Below are 22,404 nucleotides of genomic sequence, written 5' to 3' on the forward strand. Positions count from 1 at the left end.
CCGTTATCTAAAGATAGCGGCTTTTGGCTTTAGTGGCAGGTAAGGTCCATCATAAGAGACTAGCTACAAGAGACTAGATTCAAGATACTGGCCACGCAGCCTTCAACCCACGCAGTTAAATCCAAGCTTCGTGCATTTTGTATTCATCCAGTCACTAGGGAATAAAAAAAGCCCCAATCCTTTAGGAATGGGGCTTTCTTAACTAAGATGATGAAGCTCAGTGGTTATAGAAACGTCGACCTTCACGCATCACTTCAATTAATTCAGGCGCGCTCATTTTTTTATTGAGCCTATGTTCATAGTTTTCATCGTAAATACGATATTTACCGTGGCGGTCAATCACTGTCACTTCTGCTTCTTGATAGATAGCAAAAATACGGCTATCACCTATATAGATCCACGTTTCTTTGTCAGGTTGTAATAGGCTGCGGCCAGCGCTGTAATCTGTCGTGTTATTGGTGCAACCTAGCACGTGGGTCATTAAAGTCGGCGCAATGCCGTAATGGCTGGTGCGGTATTTGACCTTAGAAGCACCCGTATTCGGCCAGTGGATCACTAATGGCACTTTGACACTCTGTGGTGACAGGTTGCGATTAGCTTCATCACTGTTGCTGGTGAACATTTTGCCATTGACCCCAGTGATAATCACTAAGGTGTCGTTGGACACATTGGCCAGCATCGCCTTGAGTTGTTGATCGACAAAATACAGAGATTGGCGATATTGATTAAACAATACTTTTTGCGCTGGCATAAGGTCGGTATCGGCTTTCACAGTTTCGATACCCAGAAAACCCACGGGAGTATCAAAATTTTCTGGCGCTTTTAAGTTAACGAGCGCCAACCAAGGCTTATGTTGGATGCTGTGCCACTCGTTAAAACTGGCCACTGTGTGCAAATCGGCATCGGCACTGCCATTGGTTTCTTTGGCTATGACAGGATTAAAGTCATTAAACATCGCCTGTGATGAACGCAAATTGAGATTGGTTTCAGGGAGGAAAAGCCCCAATTCATAGCCTGCTTGTTGAAAACTTCTGGTCAGTAAAGGACTGGTGCTATTAAAAATTCGCGCATCGCCATAACTGCCTTGCAGGCCATAGAGTAGTGAAAACATGCCCGTTCTAAATTGGTTGCCGCCGCTGAAATGCTGGGTAAAAGATTGATTATTTTCAGTGTATTGGTGTAGGAATGGCATGCTTTTGCCATCGACCATATCCGCCCGCAAACTGTCGATGGTAATCATCAACACGTTGATTTTCGTGTCGGCCTGGCAGGTGAGTGGCTGCTCTGGATAGCTGAGTACACTGGTGTTGTGATTGACGTCATCGCCTTGGTATGAACCATCGATACCGTGACTTTCCATAAAGGAGCGAGCAGTCGCGGGATAAGATAAAGGATAAGTATCGTCGAAACGGGTAATTTCGGTGATATCGGCGGCATCGGCCCAAATGTGGATCAAGTGGCTGCTGATAAAACAGATACACACTAAGGTGATAACTTTATTGCCTAAATTGAGTTTTTGGATTTTCTCTATGCGTTTCCACAAAAAATTGGCCATGGTCAGTTCAATGGCGATGATGGCCAACGGGGTGACGATATAAGAAGTACCACGGAGCAGGGCATTGAGATCCGCCCAAGCTAAATCGAAGGCGAAGGGGCTCAAGTGCATGCCGTAATCGGCGTAAACAATGGTATCGTACAATAAGATACAAAGACTTAGGGTCGCGATCACCGCCGCGACACCTCTTAATATCTTTGAATAGGGCAATATCAAGGTTAGTGGAAATAGGCAGATCAAATAGGCGATAAAGGCGAGAAAGCTAAACTGACCAATAGTGCTGACGCTCAGATAAAACCAGCCATACCAAGTTTCTGGATAACCCACGCTGCCAAGGTATCGGCTTCCGACTATCATGGCTAATAAGCCATTGAAGAAGGCGAACCAATGCCCCCAGTTGATGAGCCGGGAAACCCGATCGCGGCTCATTTGCTTTTTTCGCTCGACCATAGTGATCCGCTTATTCCTAAAAGGCCTTGTATCTTATATTCTTTTGATGATTATTACCCAGTTAACTTACTGGGATTTAACCGATTGTGCGAGTGCTTTTGCAAATTGTTCGGCCACGGCTTGGCGCGATTCGCTGGGCACTTTACGTTCTAGCAGGTTAGTCACGCAGTTACCCAATGCCATCAGGCTCAGGTCAGTCGGTGCTTTATGCTTTTCTAACACAGCCAATATTTCGGCGATTAATGATTCAACTTGGGTGTTTGAGTATTTCGATTGGATTGCCATAATCAAAAAATGTTTCACTTTGGAATGGATTAGCGGCATATAATAGCGGATTTATCCCAGTATCACTATCAGGGCTTATGAGTATTAACATCGAACACGCAATTATTCACGAGATTTCTCAGGACAGTCAGGGGCAATTACGCTGCCGTTTGCGTCCTCAACCTCTGCTGAACGGTCAGGCGGTCGAGGTGATGCTCGACGAGTTGCATCAGACATATACGGGAAAGGCCGGTAAAGGTTTTGGCTATTTTGGTATCCATGGTGACGACGGTGAGGCGAATCCCGCCTTTGCCAATGCGCTAACTCAATACCGTGGCGGCGAGCTAGGGTTTGTGGAATTTTCCGGTCAAGCCAGTAAATTACTGCAAGAAGAATTGTCGAAATACGACTTCAGTCAAGGCGGTTTCCTGTTGATGTCTTGCTATACCAGCATCACCAGCGATTATTTGTTTGTGGCTTTATTAAGTGCTAAGTCGTCAATGACAGTATTAGATGATATGGAACTGTCGCAAAATAACCATTTGGATTTAAATAACATCCAACTCGCGGCGCGTATTGATTTAACTGAGTGGCAAGCCGATAAGGATTCTCGCAAGTACATCTCCTTTATCCGTGGCCGTGCGGGACGTAAAGTCGCTGACTTTTTCCTCGACTTTATGGGCTGCGTAGAAGGCGTCAATACTAAGGCGCAAAACAAAACCTTAATGAATGCGGTTGAAGATTTTGTTGCCAGCAGTGAGTTGACGAAAGACGAGCGTCAGCAGTGCCGCAATAAAGTGTTTGAATACTGTAGTGAGCGTTTCGATGAAGGCGCTGACATTGAGATCAAAGACTTGGCCGATGAGTTAGCCGATCAAGGCATGGACTCCTTCTATGATTTTGCCCGTGGCGGCAGTTATGATCTTGATGAAGAGTTTCCGGCCGACAAATCAACCCTGCGTCAATTGAAGAAGTTTTCTGGTACTGGTGGCGGTGTAACGTTAAGTTTTGACGGCGGTCACTTAGGCCAACGGGTGATTTACGATCCCATCTCGGACACGATTTTAATCAAAGGTGTGCCAGCAAACTTAAAAGATCAGCTTGATCGTCGTCTTAAAGGCGAATAGCACTTAATTAATCCATCGTTTTTTAAGCGAAAGAATAACCAAAGGCCGAGAGTGTTTACTCTCGGCCTTTTTGCTGTGCTAAGTCGCGCTGACTTAGTGTCTATGCTAAGTGAGTACAGCTAAGTGAGTACTTCTTAGTCAGTGACTCGTTGCCTATGTTAATTATTGGAGCTAAATGGCACTGGACGTGGCGTATCTTTATTCGATGGTGGCAAAATAGGTAGCGTGATTTGCGGCTGATCGCCCGTTAAGGACTCAAGGAAGGCGACCATTTCTTTCACTTCTTGGTCAGAGAGTTTTTGCCCTAATTGAATGTCTGCCATGGTATTCACCGCTTCTTCCAAGGTCCAGACGCTGCCATCATGGAAGTAGGGGTAGGTGAGCTCAATATTGCGTAGTGTCGGCACTTTAAACACATATTTATCAGCTTCTTTACCAGTGACGCCCTTACGACCTTCTGCTGGGTTATTGGTGTGGAACGGTTTGATGAGTCCCATTTTCATATACATGGTTCCACCGACAGCGGGGCCGTTATGGCAACTCACGCAACCTTTATCCTTGAAGAGTTGGTAACCCGCTTTGGCATTTGCGCTGATGGCATCTTGCTTGCCCAGAAGATATTGATCGAAGGGGCTATTAGGGGTGACTAAGGTTTTTTCAAAGGTGGCAATCGCATCGGTTAAACGGTCAATTGTGACTTTTTCATCGCCATAGACCTTGGCGAAGTGCGCTCGGTAGGCGGGCATAGAGGCGATAGTTTCAGTTGCGAGTTCATGGGTAAAGCCCATCTCTTTCGGGTTGGCGATAGGGCCCGCGGCTTGTTCTTTCAAATCACTGGCACGACCATCCCAAAATTGAGCCAGCATAAAGTCGGCATTAAGCACTGTGGGCGAGTTAATTGGGCCTTCCTGCCAATGATGACCAATGGACGTTGGCAGAGCATCGACACCACCAGTGGATAAATTATGGCAAGAGTTACAAGAGATAAAGCCAGATTTAGACAGTCTGGGTTCGAAGAACAGCATTTTACCTAATTCAACTTTTTCAGGCTCAGTGATCTTGGCTGCTGTAATGACTTCGATGGGTTCTGCACTGATAGCATGGGTACTGGCTAACATACCTGCGATGAAAATGGCGATAGATGTAAGTTTGGTCATCTTATTTCTCCCTGTATAACCTTGGTTTTTGTATGGTTTAACAGGGATGCTAGCGGTTAATAATGCTGAGTGATAATGCTTTGTTTCGATTGGGTCTATCGCTGTTGCGGATTAAGCTTTTGCGATCTAATTCGCTGTTTTTACGTTGTTATTTTGCTAGGTTGAGTGATGTTTCTGTTAAGGTTGTATCTGTTAATCGGCAAAGTCGATGTATTGTTGCTTTCTGCCTATCGGTACCTGATGGTTGCAATGAGTCGAATTGCTGGATTTTCGACTACCTGATACACACATCTGATACAAACATCTGATACAAAATATTGGGCTGAGTGGATTCATTTGTCGCGACAACAGACGGAATTGATTAGAATCTCCATTCATGTTGAGTTAACTCGTGTTGAGTGCCTCAAGTTAGCATGCTCGGCCATCGCCAAGCGGTGCTATAAAATTATATAGGTGGACTGTTTTTCTGCCGAGGAGCGTTAATGCAATTGTTTGTCAAAGATTTAACTGTGATCGATTTTTCCTATTTGTGCCCAAAGCGCGGCATGGTGGGGGAGAGTTGGATTGTTGATGTTCTGCTAGAGGGCGGATTAGACGAGCAAAACATGGTACTCGATTTTGCTAAAGTCAAACGTACGATCAAGCAGACCATAGATGCGGTGGCCGATCATCGTTTATTAGTGCCTACGGCCTGCAGCAGTGTGCGATGGCAACAGCAGGGTGATAGAGTATGGATGGATTTTGATAGTCAGTTAGGTGAAATTCATTTGGCCTGTCCTTCACAAGCCTTTGCCTTAGTGCCGACCGAAGAGATTGATATTCCCAGTGTGAATGCCTTTTTACAGAAAGCATTGCGCGAAGCTTTACCTAAGAATGTCGAAGGGATCACGCTCACCTTGAGACACGAAATTCTCGATACGCCTTATTACCATTACAGCCATGGTTTACGTAAACACGATGGTAATTGTCAGCGTATCGCCCATGGGCATCGTAGTCCTATTCACGTTTATGAAAATGGCAGTCCAGCACCTAAGTGGGATGAGTATTGGGCCAAACGTTGGCACGATATTTATTTAGGCAGTGAAGAGGACTTGGTTTCAGTTAAGACCCTTAATCTTTCGCCGCAAACGCGGATAACCGATGACAGCCACTATGGCTTTCATTACCAAGCCCCTCAAGGGGATTTCCAATTGGCAATGCCAAAGGAATGCTGTGATTTAATTCCCCACGACACGACGGTTGAGTTGTTAGCCGATTATATTGCCACGACATTAGTCGCTAAAGTGCCAGGAAGTCAGTTTAAAGTCGTGGCGTTTGAAGGTGTTGGCAAGGGCGCGATTGTCGTTAAGGGATAGGCACTACGAGCTGATATAAGTGAATGGACTTAAACTATTCACCTTTTAATCACGGATTTAATAGGCCTCGGTAGATTATCGGGGCTTTTTTGTGTGTTTTGAGCATAGGCTGAACTGAGATTACGACAGGGATGTGGGTTTGCAGAATCGATTTTTATGGTGCGTTAGGTTAACGTGGCATTGATTGAATTCGGCTGCGTTTTGTGTCGCGATGAATGTATTTAGTGGGTCTTGATCTCTATTGCCCATCGATAAGGATTTTTTGAAGATGTTGGAAACTAGGATATTGGAAACTAAGATGCTGGAAAATAATAAGATGTTGAGAAATAAAGTATCGCAATTTTTATCTCACGGTGGATCCCCCCTAAGTTCAAATCCAGTGCGCTGCTTATCGGCATTATTCACTTTGGGCCTAGTGCTCATTGCGCCTCAGGTACAAGCTGAGGTGAGTTTACAGGGTAAGTTAGAGCAAGGCGCATTAATGCGGGGTCAAGCGCCAGCGGGCACTCAGATTAGCTTAAATGGTGAAGCCATCAAGGTCACGCCTGACGGTCATTTTGCCTTTGGTTTTGATCGCGACGGTGAACTGAGCCAGCAGCTAACCTTGGTTTATCCCGATGGTTTGACTGAGGTTAAGCCTTTAACCTTAACCAAGCGAGAGTACGATATTCAAAGTGTAAAGGGCATTAGCTCGAAGATTATGAAGCCTGATCCTGTCGCGCAGGAAAGAGCGGCGAAAGACACGGCGCAGGTGAAAGCGGCGCGGGCAACATTTAGCGAGCAAACGGCCTTTTTACAGGAGTTTATTTGGCCGCTGACGGGGCGTATTTCAGGCGTTTACGGTAGCCAGCGTATTTATAATGATGTACCCGGTAATCCACACTTTGGTGTGGATGTGGCGGCGAAAACCGGCACTGTCGTGGTAGCACCCGCCGATGGTGTGATAAGTCTGTCTGTTCCCGACATGTTTTATTCGGGCGGGACTATGGTGATCGATCATGGTTATGGCGTGAGTTCGAGTTTTTTGCACTTGAGTAAGTTGTACGCCAACGCGGGTGAAGCGGTTAAGCAAGGCCAAGCTGTTGCAGAGGTGGGCGCAACAGGCCGTGCAAATGGTCCACACTTAGATTGGCGAGTGAACTGGTATCAAATGCGCCTCGACCCTACAACCATAGTGCCGCCAATGGCAACAGTGCTGGCGAATGAGAAAGCCAACAAAGCGGCCAAAAAGGGCTAGGTTCGATATCCAGTTTAGGCATACTTAAATGGCGCAATGATGCGCCATTTAATGGTGATCTATATCGGGAACACTTAGCGAGTTGGCTTCTTTCTAGGCTAGCTTCAAATGTCCGCTTGCCAATAATCATTTTTAACCGAGTCGTCTAAAAAGATTACTTCAACAGTGGATGATCAGCAGGCAGTTGGCGGGTGATCCATAAAATCAGTTTGTGTTTCATGTTTGGCCCATCTTCTTTATCTTTGGCCAGTGGCTGGATTAAGTTGTCGGTGACCAATAAACGGTAAATGCATTCCACTTTGTCTTTGGGTGAGATGCCTTTGTCAAAGTCTGCATATCCGCGTTTTTTGGCATAGCCCACGCCGATTTCCATGGCGAACTTCAATATTTGTGCTTCGTTCTTGTGTGGCTTCATTGGCGATCCTCTGTTTGCACATAGCATCCATCTACTGGACACGATAATTTGTGCCTGATGGCATCTGCGAGTTATATGTCCTAAGTTACGCTAAATATGCTGTTTTTTAGATTTAATTTTGGCGATTTTTGACAAAACCACCAAAAAACTAACCTAAAAATAACGAGAATATTGAATCTGATTAAATTGTCATCAACTCAGATGTTAACTCAGGTACTGTCGTAGGTTTTAGCTAAGGCAAGTGCAGATGAAAATCTAAGCTCAGTTTTATCTGCTTGAGTTTAAGCCTGACTTAACATTCAGATACTTGTTCGCTCGCGATGACCACTTTTATGCCATGGGGATGCACTTTAATGCACACATTGCCGCGTTTAAAGGCGATAGTTGGATTGGCTAAACGTTCTTTATCGCCTTTGGGCGAGCTCATCTTGACCTTAATCTCAGCAAGGGATGGCAAGTCTGGTAATCTTGACTGCTCTGATTCAACTGTCTGCTCAGATTGCGGCAATGAACTCAGTCCTAGGTTGAGTAAAGGGCGGAGTGTTGGACATAAGACCAGTAAATCTTGGCTCAAGGTATCGCAATCTTTGGCTTTAGAATCAATAACTAATTCTATGTGCTCCCAGCCTTCCTGTGGATAAACTTTATCACTAGGATAGGGAAGCTCGACGCAGGCAATGCTAAATTGACCGAGTGTGAGTGGCGTGTCTAGCTCGATGATCAGAATCGTACGGCCATTGATGATGTTGTCTGAAATGATTTTACCTATGCGGCTAAAGGCGTCGCGCATGGCATCGGCACTGGCGATGGAATTGACGCGCAGCGCGACATGGTCGCAAACCAGTGCTTTATCTGCTAAGTCTAAGGTTTCAAGCAAGGCTAAAATCTGTGCTTCGAAGGCTGGCCAGCCTTGGATTAATTGCTCATAGCTGAGGTTTGTACTGTGCGACGCAACAGGCTTGTTGAATTTAGGCATAAATACTCCAAGGCATTTCTATTGGCGTTAGTTTTATCCCTTAAGTAAATGACTGAGACTATTACAACTAACATCATGCTTTAAAAGGTTAAATAAAAACGCCCATTAAGCTGGGCGTGTTTGATATCGTTCAATGATCTATTTAGCATTTTGCCATCTGGATATTGGCTAAGATTAAGGCCAAATCTCAATCGGCGTTCCTTCATCGACCACTTTCCACACTTCATCCATTTCGGCGTTGGTAATCGCGATACAGCCGTCAGTCCAGTTGTATTGCTGGGCTTGTTCTGGCGGCAGTGACGACTTAGGGTTTTGGCCGTGGATCATGATCATGCCTCCGGGTCTAATGCCTAAGGCTTTGGCTCTGAGTTTATCCTCTTCATTAGGATAGGAAATATGGATTGATTTATAATAAGCACTATCTGGCTTTTTATAATCTAGGGTATAACGCCCCTGTGGTGTGCGTTGATCGCCTTCCTTTAATTTGTGTCCAGCGGGTAGGTCACCCATGGCGATGCGATATTGTTTGAGCACTTTGCCATCGCGTAATAAAGCCATACTGGATTCGGATTTAGTGATCACCACCAGATCCACTTTACCCATGCCAGAGGCATGTAATTCGGGTGAAACGAGAGCCGCGATAGTCACAGTGAGAGATGTCAATGTGGAAAGTAGGGTGGCGCGCATGGAGTCCTCGAAAATAAACACAGGTTGTTGGCTTTTTTTCGGCATCATACCGCAATTTTATCCTACTGTGAGTAGATAATTTTGAGCTAGGTGCAATTGCATGGCAGACTCGTGGCATATTTATGCTGTAATCCCTGTGTTAGTCAGTTTGTTGCAAGGAAGTAAAAGCTTTTATGTCTGAGAATATCGAATCCGAAAGTCCGTTAAAACGTCAATTACGTACCATTATTTTTGGCACTGATACTCCCGCTGGCCGCTATTTTGATATCGCCCTCATGGTGTGTATTGTGTTGAGTGTCGGCTTAGTGTTCCTCGACACAGTAGAGATATTCCATCGCGAATACGGCCAGCTTATTTCTGTGTTGGAATGGGTATTTACCATTATTTTTACGATTGAATATGGCCTACGTTTGTACTGCGCGACTCATCCTGTGTTATATGCTCGCAGCTTTTATGGTTTAGTGGATTTGTTATCGGTATTGCCAAGTTATCTAGCGTTGCTGATCCCTGGTGCTAACTTTACCTTAGTTATCCGGATACTTAGGCTGTTTAGGATTTTCCGTGTACTCAAATTACTGCGTTATTTGAGTGAAGGAAATGTTCTACTTAGGGCGATGATGCAGTCGAGTCGTAAGGTTTTTTTGTTTTTCTTCTCGGTCAGTTTGATCGTTATGGTACTGAGTTCAGCAATGTATGTGGTTGAAGGGCCTGATAATGGTTTCAGTTCAATCCCTAAATCTGTGTACTGGACAATTGTGACTATTACTACAGTCGGTTACGGCGACATTACCCCGAAAACCGGATTAGGTCAGGCGATTGCGGCTTTTACTATGCTGATTGGTTACTCGATTATCGCAATCCCAACGGGGATTTTAACCGCCGAGATATCCCAAGAAGTAGGGCGTCATCGAGATTTACGCTCGTGTAATCAATGCCATAAGACAGGTCATGATATTGATGCCATGTATTGTAGTCGTTGTGGATGTGAGTTAGATAGTCTAGATGTGCCCGTTGATAAAGGCGTTTCATGATGACTTCGGCGAACACTTTTTATTTTTTGTAGGTAAAAGACACGTATGACGCAAGCCAAGTTTGTTGAAGGCCCCATATTACGCCATATCCTAGTGATGAGTTCGACCGCAGCGGTAGGGATTTCTGCCTTATTTGTCGTGGATTTACTGGATATCTTTTTCCTGAGTTTATTGGGGGAGCATGAGCTTGCTGCTGCTGTAGGTTATGCGGGCAGTATCTCCTTTTTCACTACGTCCATTGGGATAGGCTTATCAATTGCTTTAGGCGCTTTAGTGTCTCGCTCGATTGGCGCAAAAGAGGTGGTGTTGGCAAAGCGCTTATTACTCAATAGCGCGGTTGTGACGACACTGATCAGTGTGCTGGTGGCGGCAGTGGTCACCATCTTCATTCCTGAGCTAGTTGCCTTAGTAGGCGCGAGTGGTCATACGGCAGAGCTTGCTGCGAGCTATTTGTATATTCTCGTGCCTTCCTTGCCTTTTATCTGTCTTGCGATGGCGCTCGGCGGAGCTTTGCGCGCCGTGGGTGATGCAAAGTTATCTATGATGTCGACCTTAGCGGGGGGCGGCGTTAATGCTGTACTCGATCCGATTTTTATCTTCATGTTCGCCATGGGGATTGAAGGCGCTGCATTGGCATCCGTTTTAGCGAGGGTGGCGGTATTTGTGATTGCCGCTCGCGGTGTGGTGGTTAAGCATAAGTTGTTAGGCCATTTCGATAAGGCACATTTTGTCGCCGATCTTAAGCCCATCTTTGCCATTGCAGGCCCTGCGATGTTAACCAATGTGGCAACTCCCATCGGAAATGCCTTTGTGACCCGAGCGATCGCCGATTTCGGTGACGCTTATGTGGCAGGCTGGGCAGTATTAGGGCGTTTAATCCCTGTGGCTTTTGGGATGATCTTTGCACTGTCCGGCGCGATTGGACCTATTGTTGGGCAAAACTTTGGCGCAGGTCAGTTTGACCGAGTACGTGAGAGTTTAACGCGAGCGATTCAGTTTTGTACTGTGTATGTGCTGGTAATGTCTTTGCTGCTGTTTATGCTTAAGTCACATTTGGTCAGTGTGTTTGATATGAAGGGCGACAGCGCTGATCTTATTCACTTTTTCTGCAGTTATATCGCAGTATTCTTTATCTTTTCGGGGATTTTATTCGTGGCGAATGCGTCCTTTAATAACCTTGGCAAGGCCAAATATTCCACGCTATTTAACGTAGGTAAAGCCACTTTAGGCACTGTGCCTTTTGTGTATTTTGGTGCACTTTGGGGCGGTGTTTACGGTGTATTGATTGGGCAAATTTTAGGGTCTATTTTGTTTGGTACATTAGGTGTGTGGGTTGCCTATCGTTTAGTGGATAAAGTGGCGGCGCAGGCACAGTTTTCAGCCGCGCCTAATCTTGATGCTGCGAATGCTATCCCCCGCAATGTCGTACTGAGTGAGGAAGAGGAAATCGCTAATTGTGTTGCACAGAACTTACCGAGTGCGACCAATCCGCTGTCATCCTCGTGCGTGCAGATGGCGCAATTAACGGAGGAGCAAGAGAATGAGCCCGTATTACCCTATTTAGACGAGGGTAAAAAGCCTAATTGACGTTATGTGGCTTAGCTGTGCCGTGTAGAAGCTGTGGGCAAGAACGCAGATAAAAAATGAGCTCTTAATAATGAGGAGCAGTCAGAAAGCTGCTAATGATGGGAATGCTGAAAAACAAAATGCCACAAGATTGCTTGTGGCATTTTGTTTGAAACGGCGTTTGCACTTCATTTAGTTAAGCTAACAATGCCAAAATACGCCGCTAAAAAACTATTCTGCTGAGCTTCTTATTCTTCGGTACTGCTTATTCTTCAATACTTGGCGTGTCTTGTTGGCCTTCGACTTGTTCAGTCGCGGCTTCTGATGCCGCCATTTTTGCGCGATCAGCCTTAGAGATGTAACCTGATTTTGCAGGTGAGCCGATAGTCACTGGGTCGACTTTATTCAGTCTGGCCTTAGCGCGTTTAGCTATTTTCTTGATGATCTTTTGTTTCTTGTTCATGACGTCTCTAATTTCGTTTCGCACCCGCTACGCGCAGGAATATGAGGCCAAGGGCTCAATTGAGGCGGGATTCTAACTCAATCTGAGCGAACTGACCATGTTTTGCTGAATTTTGTCGAAAACAACGGCCACTCTTTGGGAACTAGTTTTGCTATATGGCGTTAGCATAACAATTTGACTCAAACGGTGCTGTTAGTATTTCACACGACAAATGCTGCAAATTCTGCGGTGTAGGCTGTCAGTGTGGATCAAAAGCCATTATATTGCCTAGCATTATGAGTTTGAAAAATTGACTCTAATGTTATTTTATTGCTCATATCCTGAGCCGAGGAAGATGTGTGTTATTAACTAAAATCACTTTTTTTGAGCGCTTTGAGCACGATATATTAAGTGGCACTAAAACCATTACATTGCGTGATGAAACGGAATCCCATGTGATTGCAGGTCAAACACTTCCCGTTTCAACCTTCGAAACCGACCGCTGGTTTTGTGATATCCATATTATTGATGTCGTGCCAGTGACCTTAACTGAGCTCTCAGACATTCATGCTAAGCAAGAGAATATGACGTTGCCGCAGTTACGTGATGTGATTGCAGAAATTTATCCCGGTCTTGAGCAATTGTTTATGATCCAGTTTAGGGTTTTACCGCAGTAAAAGTATAGAGCGTAATTCGTAAAATAAAAAAGGCCGCACAGCAGCCTTTTTATTACAAATTCAATGGCATATTAAGTTGTCAAAGATTGCTGAACTGTTCAATAACATCAGCTATCCAAGACAACTAAACCGTCCAAGGTAACAGTTTTTTTGCAAAGTGATCGGCTTGGCCTAAGCGAATCGCTGCGCGATGACGCATCCGATAAAATGCTTGATAGCACAGGGGGACTAAGTACAAGCTAGTCACTGTCGAGAACGATAAGCCACCGATAATGGCGATTGCCATGGGGTAATATGGCGGGCCGCCGCCACCGATTTGGGTATCACCCATCGCCAGTGGGACTAATCCCAGTACTGTTGTACCTACTGTCATTAACACTGGCCGCAAACGGGTGATACACACCTCCCGAATGGTGTCAGACAATTTGTCGAGATCCGGTGTCATCTGATTGATTTGATCCACCAGAACGATACCGTTGTTCACCACTATCCCCATTAAAATCAAGATACCTATCATTGCCATCACAGAAATAGGGGTGCCTGTGATAAACAGCGCCCAGAATACACCTGTGATGGAAAATAGGATTGAGGTAATAATCGCCGTTGGTAACAGTAGAGATTCAAACAACGCCGCCATAACAATATAAATCATCGCGACAGCCAAGAGCATATTAGTCACCATCACGTTCTGATCTTCATCTTGGCGCTCGAAGCCACCACGGAGTGAATAGTCGTAACCATCGGGGAAACGGATATTTTCCATCACTTGCTTGATCTTAGTTTGCGCCTCTTCTGTGGTGAGGTTTTCTAAGTTAGCCCCAATCGACAGCGAGGTTTGGCGATTGAAGTGTTTGATAGTATCGAAGCGGGGTTGGATCTCAATCTTTGCCAGATTATCTAAGGTGTACACTCTTTGGTCGAGGCGTACTATGGGTAACTGCTTGAGTTTCTCAAGTGACTTTTGCCACTCTTTCTCGTAGGCCATTTCGATGCGCAGCTCGCCATTAGGATCGTGGCGGAAGGATCGTAGCGGTGAACCGCGCAGTGCCATGGAGATACTTGAGGCAATTTCATTGAGTTTTAAATCTAACCGCGCCGCCATTTGTCTATCAATGCGGATAATCACTTCTTGCTGAGCGCCATTAAGCTCGGAGCGAACATCTTGCAATCCTTTGATGTTTTGCAACAAAGGAATAACTTGCTCGCTCAAATTAATCAGCTCAGAGGTTGAACGCCCTGTCAGTGTGACTCGCACGCCAGAGTTGTCATTGCCCCAGCCAAATTGCGGTTTGGCGATGGAATACTTAGGGAAGCCACTGCGGATTTTCTTTTTTAACTCATCCACTGACATAGGCAAATCTTTCTTTAGGAGGATCACCGATGAGCCATCGTCAGAGGCATAATAGCTGTAGACAGAATCAATATGGAATTCCTCTTTATTGTTATAAAGATACTCTTCCATTTGGTTGATCATTGCCTCAGTGACATTGAGATTATGTCGACCTTCTACTTGATAGTTAATGTAGATTCGCTCATTGCTCTCGCTGTCTTCTTGGTCCTGTTTAACCATAGATAGCGGCAGGGCGGTGGATGCGAGGATCGCTACAGCAATCACGCCTGAACGCCAAGGTCTGAGCAATACCCAATCTAGGGTATTATTGTAAAAACGTTGTAATTTACCTGCATCCTTTTCGGGTGCGATGTCGAAGTGAAACTTAGTCAACATCAAAGGGATTAAGGTTTTTGCGACCAATAGCGACGCGGCGAGTGAAATACAAATCGCAATAGCAACATGCTCTAGAAAAATGGTGATCTCGACTTTTACGCCAAAAATATTAGGTAAAAATACAATGGCGGTTGTCATTGTGCCTGCCAATACTGCCAGAGACACTTTATCGACCCCCGTCATGACAGACTCTTCATTGTCTTTAGGGTGTTTACCTTGTTTTTCCTGCAGTACGCTCTCAGTGACAACCACAGCGTTATCAATAAGCATACCGACGGCGAGCAGGAGTCCCATCATAGACAGAATATTCAAGCTGTAACCGAGTAGATACATAGCGGCGAGCGTCATACCGATTGAAATAGGCACGGATGACACAACCACTAAAGTCATTTTAAAATTACGCAGGAATAAGTACAGCACGACAAAGGACAGCAGTGCACCGATTAACCCTGAAAGCAGCAAATCCATTAGTGAAGATTTTACTCCAGAGGCTTGATCTTCCATGATAAATAGGCGAATACCTTGGAACTGTTGGTCCTGCTTCGCAAGCTCAATCACCTTCATGACACGGTCTGACACTTCGACTAAGTTAGCGCCAGATTCCTTAAACACATCCAAACCCACGGCATAGTGCTTATCTAAATGTCGACCTTCGATACGTTCAGGTAGGGCAAATTGCACATCGGCGATATCGCCTAAGGTCAATCCGGGGATCAGTACTAGTGCTTTGATATCTTCAAGGTTTCTAAACTCACCCTTAGGTGAAACTTGATAAACGATATTACTGGCCCTGAGTGTGCCAGCGCTCAGCACAAAGTTCTCTCTGCTGAGACGTTGTTGCAAATCTGTGGCTGAAAATCCACTGGCGGCAAGGCGATCGGCATTGATGCGTACCTCAATTTGCTTTTGCTCAACGCCGTACAGGCTGACCTTAGAGACACCTTCAACACGTTCAAGCGGACGCTTGAGCTGTTTATCGAGTAGATCGAATGCACCTGAAAGCTCACGATCACTTGAGATGCGTATGGTGAGCACAGGCATGTCGGCGGTGGAGAATTGGCGGATAAAGACCCGCTCCACATCCTTGGGCAGTAAATGCCGCACTGCATCGATTTTTTCCCGCGCTTCTAAGCTCTTAGTGGCAACGTTTTCCCCCCACTTCATGTTGATTTCGATTTCGGCGCCTTCTTGGGAGGATTCTGATTCAAGCTCATCAATCCCCCCCATAGTCGCGAGGGATTCCTCCAGCACTTTGGTTATATCGCGTTCCACTTCAGCAGGGGTCGAGCCTTTGTAAGGCACTTCCACCACTATCTGTGGGATATCAATACCGGGGAACATTTCCAGCGGTAATAGGCGACTCGAGGCGAGACCAAACAGCAAGATAGCAAAGAAGAACATGCTGGTGGTTACGGGGCGCTTAATGGCTAAACGGGTGAGGTTCATGGGCGAGCCTCCTCTACGTTTACATGTGAGCCTGTTGCTGCGTATTCTTTTCGATCAAACAGGGCATAGAGCACTGGGAGCACAATTAAGGTCAGTAGTGTTGATAAACTCAGACCAAAGATCACCGTAATCGCCATCGGTGCGCGCACCTCTGAGCCATCACCTAGACCTAGCGCCATCGGCAATAAGCCTAAGGTCGTGGTGAGGGTTGTCATCATAATCGGGCGTAGGCGCGATTTAGCTGCATCGCGAATGGCATCAAGTTTTTGAGCACCTTCGCTACGCAGTTGATTGATCCGATCCACAAGCACAATCGCGTTGTTCACGACGATCCCCGCCAACATGATAAGGCCAATAAATACCACCACACTCAAGTTAGTTTGGGTGATATAAAGCCCAAGTACACTGCCACCTAATGCCATAGGTACGGCAAAGAGGATAAGCAAGGGATGTAATAGTGATTCAAACTGACTCGCCATGACTAAATATACTAAGAAAATCGCTAAGATAAGGGCAATTTTGAGTGATTGGAATGAGTGCTCCATTTCCTCATTTTGACCACCAAAACGGGCCTGAACCGATGCGGGTAACACTTGTTGCGATAGTATCTGCTGCGCCTGTGCAACCGCATCGCTTAAATCACCATAGGCGAGGTTAGCTGATACGAGAGCCACACGTTGTTGGCTGATGCGGTTAATCGCAGATGGGCCTAATTGCAATGAAACTTCTGCAACTGCGCTTAATGCAATAGGCTGACTGCTATTCGGATTGATGATTAAGGCATCGATATCGCTGATTTGATCCCGCTCCGCGAGTTCACTGCGCACCAGAATATCAATCTTACGGTCACGCACTGTGTATTGACTGGCAACAGTACCACCAACACGTTGGGCGATACGGTTCGCAACCGTTGGCGCATCCATTCCTAGAGCCGCTAACCTTGCATGATCGAAACGGATACTTAGCTCAGGTTGACCATCACGTAGACTGGTGTTCACGTCGGCAAAACGCTCCGATGCGGATAATGCTTTGACGAGACTATCTGCGCTGCGTTTGAGCAAGTTTAAATCGTAACCTGTGAGTTCAATTTCCAGTGGCGTTTTAAAGCTGAATAACTCAGGTTGCTCAATTTTCGCTTCAAGTTCAGGAATGCGGCGCGCAGTATCACGTAATACTTGAGTGACTGCGTTATAGGCACTGTGGTCGTTAAGCACCACTTGCAAGCGGCCCCAGTTTTCACCCCCGCGGGCAGTATCCGAAGTCATCAAACCGCCACTACCGGCTTGGCTATAAGCATGTTTAACTTCGGCTCTGTCTTTAATGGACAGTGCAAGTTGCTGTAATATCTTGTCGGTTTCGCTTACTGCCGTACCCGGCGGCAGTAAGATCTCCACGTAAAACTCGCCCTGATTCATTGGCGGAATAAGCTCCATACCAAGTCGCGGTAACAAGCTAATACAAGCGCCTGTTATCGCAATCGTGAGTAACAGTGTTGCTTTCTGTTGGCGCAGCGCCGAGGCCAGAAGCTTGTAATAAACCTTCTCAATACTGTGGTAGACAAAGTTAAATGCTGAGCTTAACGGGCGCATCACTAGACCAATAAGCCATGAGAAAAAGCGGCCTAAAATCAACACTAAGGTCAGTAGTGCACTGGGTAAGTAACTAACAATTAATAGAATAGGAAAGGAAAACACAGTCGCGCTATAGTGTTTAAGCTTGCCCATTTTAGTGGTGGGTTTATCCTTAGGTGTCGTTTTTATCAGCGCGGGTAAGGTTTTAAAGCCTTCACGTGATGCCAGCATTGGAATGGACGTTAACGCGACTAATAGCGATGCTAACAGTGCAAAAGTGACCGTTAGCGCTTGGTCTGAGAAGAGGGCGCCGGCAATCCCATCCACAAATACTAGCGGCACAAACACCGCAAGAGTGGTGAGTGTTGAGGCAAAAATTGCGCCTGCCACTTCTTTAGTCCCCGTCACAGCGGCTTCTAATTTACTCATTCCTTCGCTACGGCAGCGGTCAATGTTCTCTAATACCACAATGGCGTTATCGACCAAGAGACCTATGGCAAGGGCGATACCACCTAATGACATAATATTTAAGCTGATATCGGCAAAATACATCATGTTAAAGGTGGCGATGACTGAGAAGGGAATCGAGATAGAAATAATCAGTGTCGGGATGATATTACGCAAGAACAGGTAAATCACTAGCATAGATAACAAGCTGCCCATCAGCGCAGAAGAGGTGACTTCGCTGACCGCACTTTCGATAAACTCAGACTGATCGTAAATCACTTCGAGCTTATTTTGCTTAGGGTCTTGATTGATTTTGACGAGTTCATCGCGCAGTTTTTTGGCGACAGCGACAGTATTTGCATCACCTTCTTTATAAATGGCCAGTTCAATCGATTCTTGACTGCCGATGCGGGTGATATCACTACGCTCCTTGTAGGCATCTGTGATGGTAGCAACTTCGAATAAACGGACTAAAGCTTGCTCATCGCGATAGACGATCACTTGGCCGAGTTCATCTAATGAGTTGAATTGGTTTAGCGTTCGTACTAAGTATTCGCGATCACCTTGGATCACTTTACCCGCAGAGAGGTTGATGTTTTCCTCATTAATACGACGTTTAATATCATCGGCATTGAGATTGAGCTGCGACAGTTTTTCTTGATTGAGCTGAATATGAACTTCTTGCTCTAGGCCGCCAGATAAACGCACGGCGGCGACCCCAGATAGCGCCTCTAAACGACGCTTAAGCTCTTCCTCTGCATAGGTGCGCATTTGTTTGAGATCGGCTTCTGAGGCATTGGGCACAGACAGCGCAAGACGCATAATGGGGTCGAGATTGGGGTTAAAACGCAGTAATAAGGGCTTTTTAACATCAAGTGGCAGAGCGATAGTGTCGAGCTTTTCACGTACATCTAAACTCGCCATATCCATTGTTGTGCCCCATTCAAACTCAAGCACCACATCTGACATGCCGGAGCGCGAAATAGAACTGATTTTACGTAAGCCTTTGACCACGCCAACGGCTTCTTCAATTGGTTTAGAGACGAGCTGTTCAACTTCTACTGGCGCCGCACCGTCATACATAGTGCGAATGGTTAACGTGGGATAGCTTAAGTCTGGCAGTAACTTCACCGCTAGGCGGGAAAATCCCACCATACCGAATAAAATCACCGCCAGCATGAACATCCATACCGTGACTGGCCGTTTAACAGAAGTGCTGATAATTGACATGAAAGGCTCCTATCAGTTCTTAGCGGAAGCAAGATCGAGTGGGGTGATCACTTCGACTAAGGATTGGTCTTTCAAGTTTTGCTGGCCACGGGTCACGACTTGTTCACCGGGATTAATACCTGTAATCACTTCTACCGAATCACCTTCACGGTAGCCAATTTCGACTTCACGACGGTTCGCATTGGTACCATCAATAACATAAAGCGCTTGTTTGTTGTCTTGGTTAATCAAGGCGCTGTAGGGAACGGTAATCACGTTCTCGTGGGTGTCGTATTTGAGCTCAACTCGGGTAAACATGCCAGCTTTAAGGCGCGCCTCTTGATTCGGCACAGCAAGTGTCACCTTAAAGGTGCCACTTTGTGGGTCCACAATCGGGCTTATGCGCAACACTTTGGCGTGGATAGCATTCTTGCTATGTTGATTACTAAACACTTGTGCTTCTTGGCCGAGTTTTAAGCTCGCAAGCTGTTGCTCTGGCAAATGAACTATACCGTGAAGTTCATCTTGGTTGACTATATAAAACAAGTCGCCAAATTCCTTCGCCATATTGCCAGCTTTCACATAGCGTTTAGCAACTACACCGCTGATAGGGGACAGTACGCGGCTTTCTTTTACTTGCAGTTCAGCGAGATCTTTTTTAGCGATAGCGGCTTGCAAGTTATATTCAAGTTTGGCCATTGAATCCGCGCTGATAAATTCTCTGTTGCTCATTTTCTTCAGACGATTTAATTCTTGCTCGATGATTTTGACTTCGGCTTCTGAGCGGTCTAAATCATATTGCTGCCTCTTGGCATCAATAACAGCCAGCACTTGTCCCTTTTGAACGCGGTCACCTTCTTCAACAGCGAGAGATTCAATGAGCCCTGATATACGACTCACTACATTGGCTTCCTGTGGCGCTTCTAAGGTGGCAGTTGTACTGTAAAAAGAAGAAACGTTTCCTTGCATCACTGTAGTGGTTTCGACGGGAATGGCATATTTTTCTTCTTTTTTGACCACTTCTTCCTCACCGCAGGCTGCTAGCATCGAAATCATTAGCAGTGGCAGGGCGAATTGAGCAATTTTTGACTTTTCCATAAGAATGTTACCTGTTGTCTTTATTGTGATGTCAGTTGATAGCAGAAACCATGCCAATGTTTAAATTTGTTTAATTTCAGTCTATTAGTCGTATTTTTGGCTAAGTGTGATTTGTGATTCTTACCAAATGTAGCCAAAAGGTTTAAAAAGTGATGAGAATAACTAAACGCGGTTAATTAAGATTACACAAGTGCGCAATTGCAACAATGTATTTTGTCAGGAGAGGGAAGTCTAAAAGAGGATTATTTGAAATGAAAAAAGCGCCCTTAGGCGCTTTTTAATGCGTAAGTCGTGGGACTTAGCGTTTGTCTTGTGCGACGAAATCACGCGCAGTTTCACCAGTATATAACTGACGTGGACGGCTGATTTTGTGGCCTGGTTGATCTAACATTTCTTTCCAGTGAGCAATCCAGCCTACAGTACGTGCCAGTGCGAACAGCACAGTGAACATACTGGTTGGAATACCAATGGCTTTCATAATGATGCCGGAGTAGAAGTCGACGTTTGGATACAGCTTTTTAGAAATGAAGTATTCGTCTTCAAGTGCAATGCGCTCAAGCTCCATTGCTACATCCAAGAGTGGATCTTGTACTTTCAGTTCTTTCAGCACTTCATGACAGGTTTCACGCATCACTTTGGCTCGTGGGTCAAAGTTTTTGTAAACACGGTGTCCAAAGCCCATCAGACGGAAAGGATCATTTTTATCTTTAGCGCGTTCAATGAATTCAGGAATACGGTCTACTGAACCGATTTCTTCTAACATTTGCAAACAGGCTTCGTTAGCGCCGCCGTGTGCAGGGCCCCAAAGAGATGCGATACCCGCTGCGATACACGCAAATGGGTTTGCACCTGAAGAACCGGCTAAACGTACTGTTGAAGTCGATGCATTTTGCTCATGATCTGCATGTAAAATGAAGATCCTGTCCATTGCACGTTCAACAATAGGGTTCACGACGTATTCTTCGCACGGTACAGCAAACATCATGCTTAAGAAGTTGCCTGCATAGCTTAAGTCATTACGTGGGTACACGAATGGCTGGCCTGAAGAATACTTGTAGCACATGGCTGCTATCGTAGGCATTTTTGAGACTAAGCGATAAGCGGCGATTTCGCGGTGACGTGGATCGTTAACATCCAGAGAGTCTTGGTAAAATGCAGATAATGCACCCGTCACACCACATAACATGGCCATAGGATGAGCATCACGACGGAAACCTCTAAAGAAGAAGGCTAGCTGCTCGTGAACCATAGTGTGGGTTTTAACTGTATGTACAAACTCAGTATATTGCGCTTTGGTCGGCAGTTCACCGTAAAGCAGCAAATAACACAGGTCTAGGTAATCGGAGTCAACGGCAAGTTGATCGATTGGATAGCCACGGTGTAACAATATACCTAGATCACCATCAATATAGGTAATTGCAGATTCACAGGAGGCAGTCGCAAGAAAACCTGGATCAAAAGTAAAGTAACCTTTGCTGCCAAGTTTACTGATATCGATTACGTCAAAACCAGCGGTTCCCTGCTTTACTGGCAATTCTATCGAGTCGTTCCCTGGTAATTCTAATTTGGCTTTTAAATCAGCCATACCCCGTTCTCCTTACTTAGTTCTTATCTGTGAGTGCGGCATGTCAAACCGCCATTACTTTACAGCCATTCTAGATCACATTTCAATTTAAATAAGCGTTTAAATTTGTTAGACCATGGTATAAAAGCCTTTACTTTTCTATTTGTAACTGGCACTTACAGTAAAAAATAGTCAAAAAAACATAATTTGCATTCTGTGATGTTTGTATTTGACATTTGCCGCGAGTATACTTGCCTCGCCCAATAAGGGCCGCAAACAACGATTATAAAGCACCCTTTGTTTACATGTTAAATGAGTGCGTGCTCAGATAGTTAACTGTTTGTTTAAACTTTGCTTTTGTGTTTACTTTTGCAGTGATCAACCTCCTGTTTAAAGTTTGTACA

17 protein-coding genes are annotated in these 22,404 nt (G+C 45.4%); 6 read left to right on the forward strand and 11 right to left on the reverse strand.

All coding sequences use genetic code 11. The features are described from left to right. Nucleotides 1–217: 217 nt before the first annotated feature. Together L5L98_RS03235 and L5L98_RS03240 are read right to left on the reverse strand one after the other, a co-directional pair. Nucleotides 218–2,005, reverse strand: a complete 1,788-nt coding sequence (locus tag L5L98_RS03235) for a DUF3413 domain-containing protein (RefSeq protein WP_263138480.1) — start codon at nucleotides 2,003–2,005, stop codon at nucleotides 218–220. Between the two features lie 66 nt (nucleotides 2,006–2,071). Next, the gene (locus tag L5L98_RS03240; protein WP_011847036.1) at nucleotides 2,072–2,290 is read right to left on the reverse strand and encodes a YejL family protein; all 219 of its coding nucleotides are present in this window, start codon (nucleotides 2,288–2,290) and stop codon (nucleotides 2,072–2,074) included. 77 nt (nucleotides 2,291–2,367) lie between these two features. Between L5L98_RS03240 and yejK the strand changes: the two genes are divergently transcribed. Next, entirely contained in the window at nucleotides 2,368–3,396 is a 1,029-nt protein-coding gene (gene yejK, locus L5L98_RS03245; RefSeq protein WP_263138485.1) for a nucleoid-associated protein YejK, read from the forward strand. Nucleotides 3,397–3,554: 158 nt separating this feature from the next. Here yejK and L5L98_RS03250 read toward each other — a convergent pair whose 3' ends face one another. After that, a complete protein-coding gene (locus L5L98_RS03250) occupies nucleotides 3,555–4,553 on the reverse strand; it encodes a cytochrome-c peroxidase (protein WP_028759686.1) in 999 nt (332 codons plus the stop codon). Between the two features lie 482 nt (nucleotides 4,554–5,035). On the opposite strand from L5L98_RS03250, the gene L5L98_RS03255 reads away from it, so the two are divergent. Next, nucleotides 5,036–5,908 carry a 6-carboxytetrahydropterin synthase gene (locus tag L5L98_RS03255; RefSeq protein WP_028759687.1) on the forward strand — a complete coding sequence of 291 codons (873 nt, stop codon included), beginning with the start codon at nucleotides 5,036–5,038 and terminating at the stop codon, nucleotides 5,906–5,908. Between the two features lie 298 nt (nucleotides 5,909–6,206). Further along, the gene (locus L5L98_RS03260) at nucleotides 6,207–7,145 is read left to right on the forward strand and encodes a M23 family metallopeptidase (RefSeq protein WP_411569201.1); all 939 of its coding nucleotides are present in this window, start codon (nucleotides 6,207–6,209) and stop codon (nucleotides 7,143–7,145) included. A gap of 154 nt (nucleotides 7,146–7,299) precedes the next feature. Here L5L98_RS03260 and L5L98_RS03265 read toward each other — a convergent pair whose 3' ends face one another. From L5L98_RS03265 to L5L98_RS03275, 3 genes are all read right to left on the reverse strand, one after another. Then, nucleotides 7,300–7,560, reverse strand: a complete 261-nt coding sequence (locus L5L98_RS03265; RefSeq protein WP_006081993.1) for a DUF5062 family protein — start codon at nucleotides 7,558–7,560, stop codon at nucleotides 7,300–7,302. Nucleotides 7,561–7,852: 292 nt separating this feature from the next. Beyond that, nucleotides 7,853–8,536 carry a VOC family protein gene (locus L5L98_RS03270; RefSeq protein ID WP_263138492.1) on the reverse strand — a complete coding sequence of 228 codons (684 nt, stop codon included), beginning with the start codon at nucleotides 8,534–8,536 and terminating at the stop codon, nucleotides 7,853–7,855. A gap of 174 nt (nucleotides 8,537–8,710) precedes the next feature. Then, nucleotides 8,711–9,223: a murein L,D-transpeptidase family protein gene (locus L5L98_RS03275; protein WP_028759690.1), complete on the reverse strand. Its 513-nt coding sequence runs from the start codon at nucleotides 9,221–9,223 to the stop codon at nucleotides 8,711–8,713. A 173-nt stretch (nucleotides 9,224–9,396) separates the two neighbouring features. Between L5L98_RS03275 and L5L98_RS03280 the strand changes: the two genes are divergently transcribed. Further along, the gene (locus L5L98_RS03280) at nucleotides 9,397–10,254 is read left to right on the forward strand and encodes an ion transporter (protein WP_263138493.1); all 858 of its coding nucleotides are present in this window, start codon (nucleotides 9,397–9,399) and stop codon (nucleotides 10,252–10,254) included. 45 nt (nucleotides 10,255–10,299) lie between these two features. Then, entirely contained in the window at nucleotides 10,300–11,841 is a 1,542-nt protein-coding gene (locus tag L5L98_RS03285; RefSeq protein WP_198572334.1) for an MATE family efflux transporter, read from the forward strand. A 244-nt stretch (nucleotides 11,842–12,085) separates the two neighbouring features. Here the strand turns inward: L5L98_RS03285 and L5L98_RS03290 are convergent, their stop codons facing one another. Beyond that, nucleotides 12,086–12,283, reverse strand: coding sequence for a DUF2986 domain-containing protein (locus L5L98_RS03290; protein ID WP_028759693.1), 198 nt, complete (start codon nucleotides 12,281–12,283; stop codon nucleotides 12,086–12,088). A gap of 338 nt (nucleotides 12,284–12,621) precedes the next feature. Between L5L98_RS03290 and yqfB the strand changes: the two genes are divergently transcribed. Then, nucleotides 12,622–12,939, forward strand: a complete 318-nt coding sequence (gene yqfB / locus L5L98_RS03295) for a N(4)-acetylcytidine aminohydrolase (RefSeq protein WP_113940516.1) — start codon at nucleotides 12,622–12,624, stop codon at nucleotides 12,937–12,939. A 124-nt stretch (nucleotides 12,940–13,063) separates the two neighbouring features. On the opposite strand, the gene L5L98_RS03300 is transcribed toward yqfB, so the two are convergent. The 4 genes from L5L98_RS03300 to L5L98_RS03315 form a co-directional block, all read right to left on the reverse strand. After that, nucleotides 13,064–16,111: an efflux RND transporter permease subunit gene (locus L5L98_RS03300; protein ID WP_212600183.1), complete on the reverse strand. Its 3,048-nt coding sequence runs from the start codon at nucleotides 16,109–16,111 to the stop codon at nucleotides 13,064–13,066. After that, the gene (locus L5L98_RS03305; protein ID WP_263138497.1) at nucleotides 16,108–19,359 is read right to left on the reverse strand and encodes an efflux RND transporter permease subunit; all 3,252 of its coding nucleotides are present in this window, start codon (nucleotides 19,357–19,359) and stop codon (nucleotides 16,108–16,110) included. The genes L5L98_RS03300 and L5L98_RS03305 overlap by 4 nt, the downstream gene beginning before the upstream one ends. A gap of 12 nt (nucleotides 19,360–19,371) precedes the next feature. Next, complete coding sequence (locus L5L98_RS03310) at nucleotides 19,372–20,436, reverse strand: efflux RND transporter periplasmic adaptor subunit (RefSeq protein ID WP_263138499.1); 1,065 nt, start codon at nucleotides 20,434–20,436, stop codon at nucleotides 19,372–19,374. Between the two features lie 298 nt (nucleotides 20,437–20,734). Continuing rightward, on the reverse strand, nucleotides 20,735–22,021 hold the full coding sequence (locus L5L98_RS03315) for a citrate synthase (protein ID WP_105252697.1): 1,287 nt from the start codon (nucleotides 22,019–22,021) through the stop codon (nucleotides 20,735–20,737). Nucleotides 22,022–22,404 lie beyond the last annotated feature (383 nt).

The sequence above is a fragment of the Shewanella sp. SM23 genome, from assembly GCF_025654295.1.
GTDB lineage: Bacteria > Pseudomonadota > Gammaproteobacteria > Enterobacterales > Shewanellaceae > Shewanella > Shewanella oncorhynchi.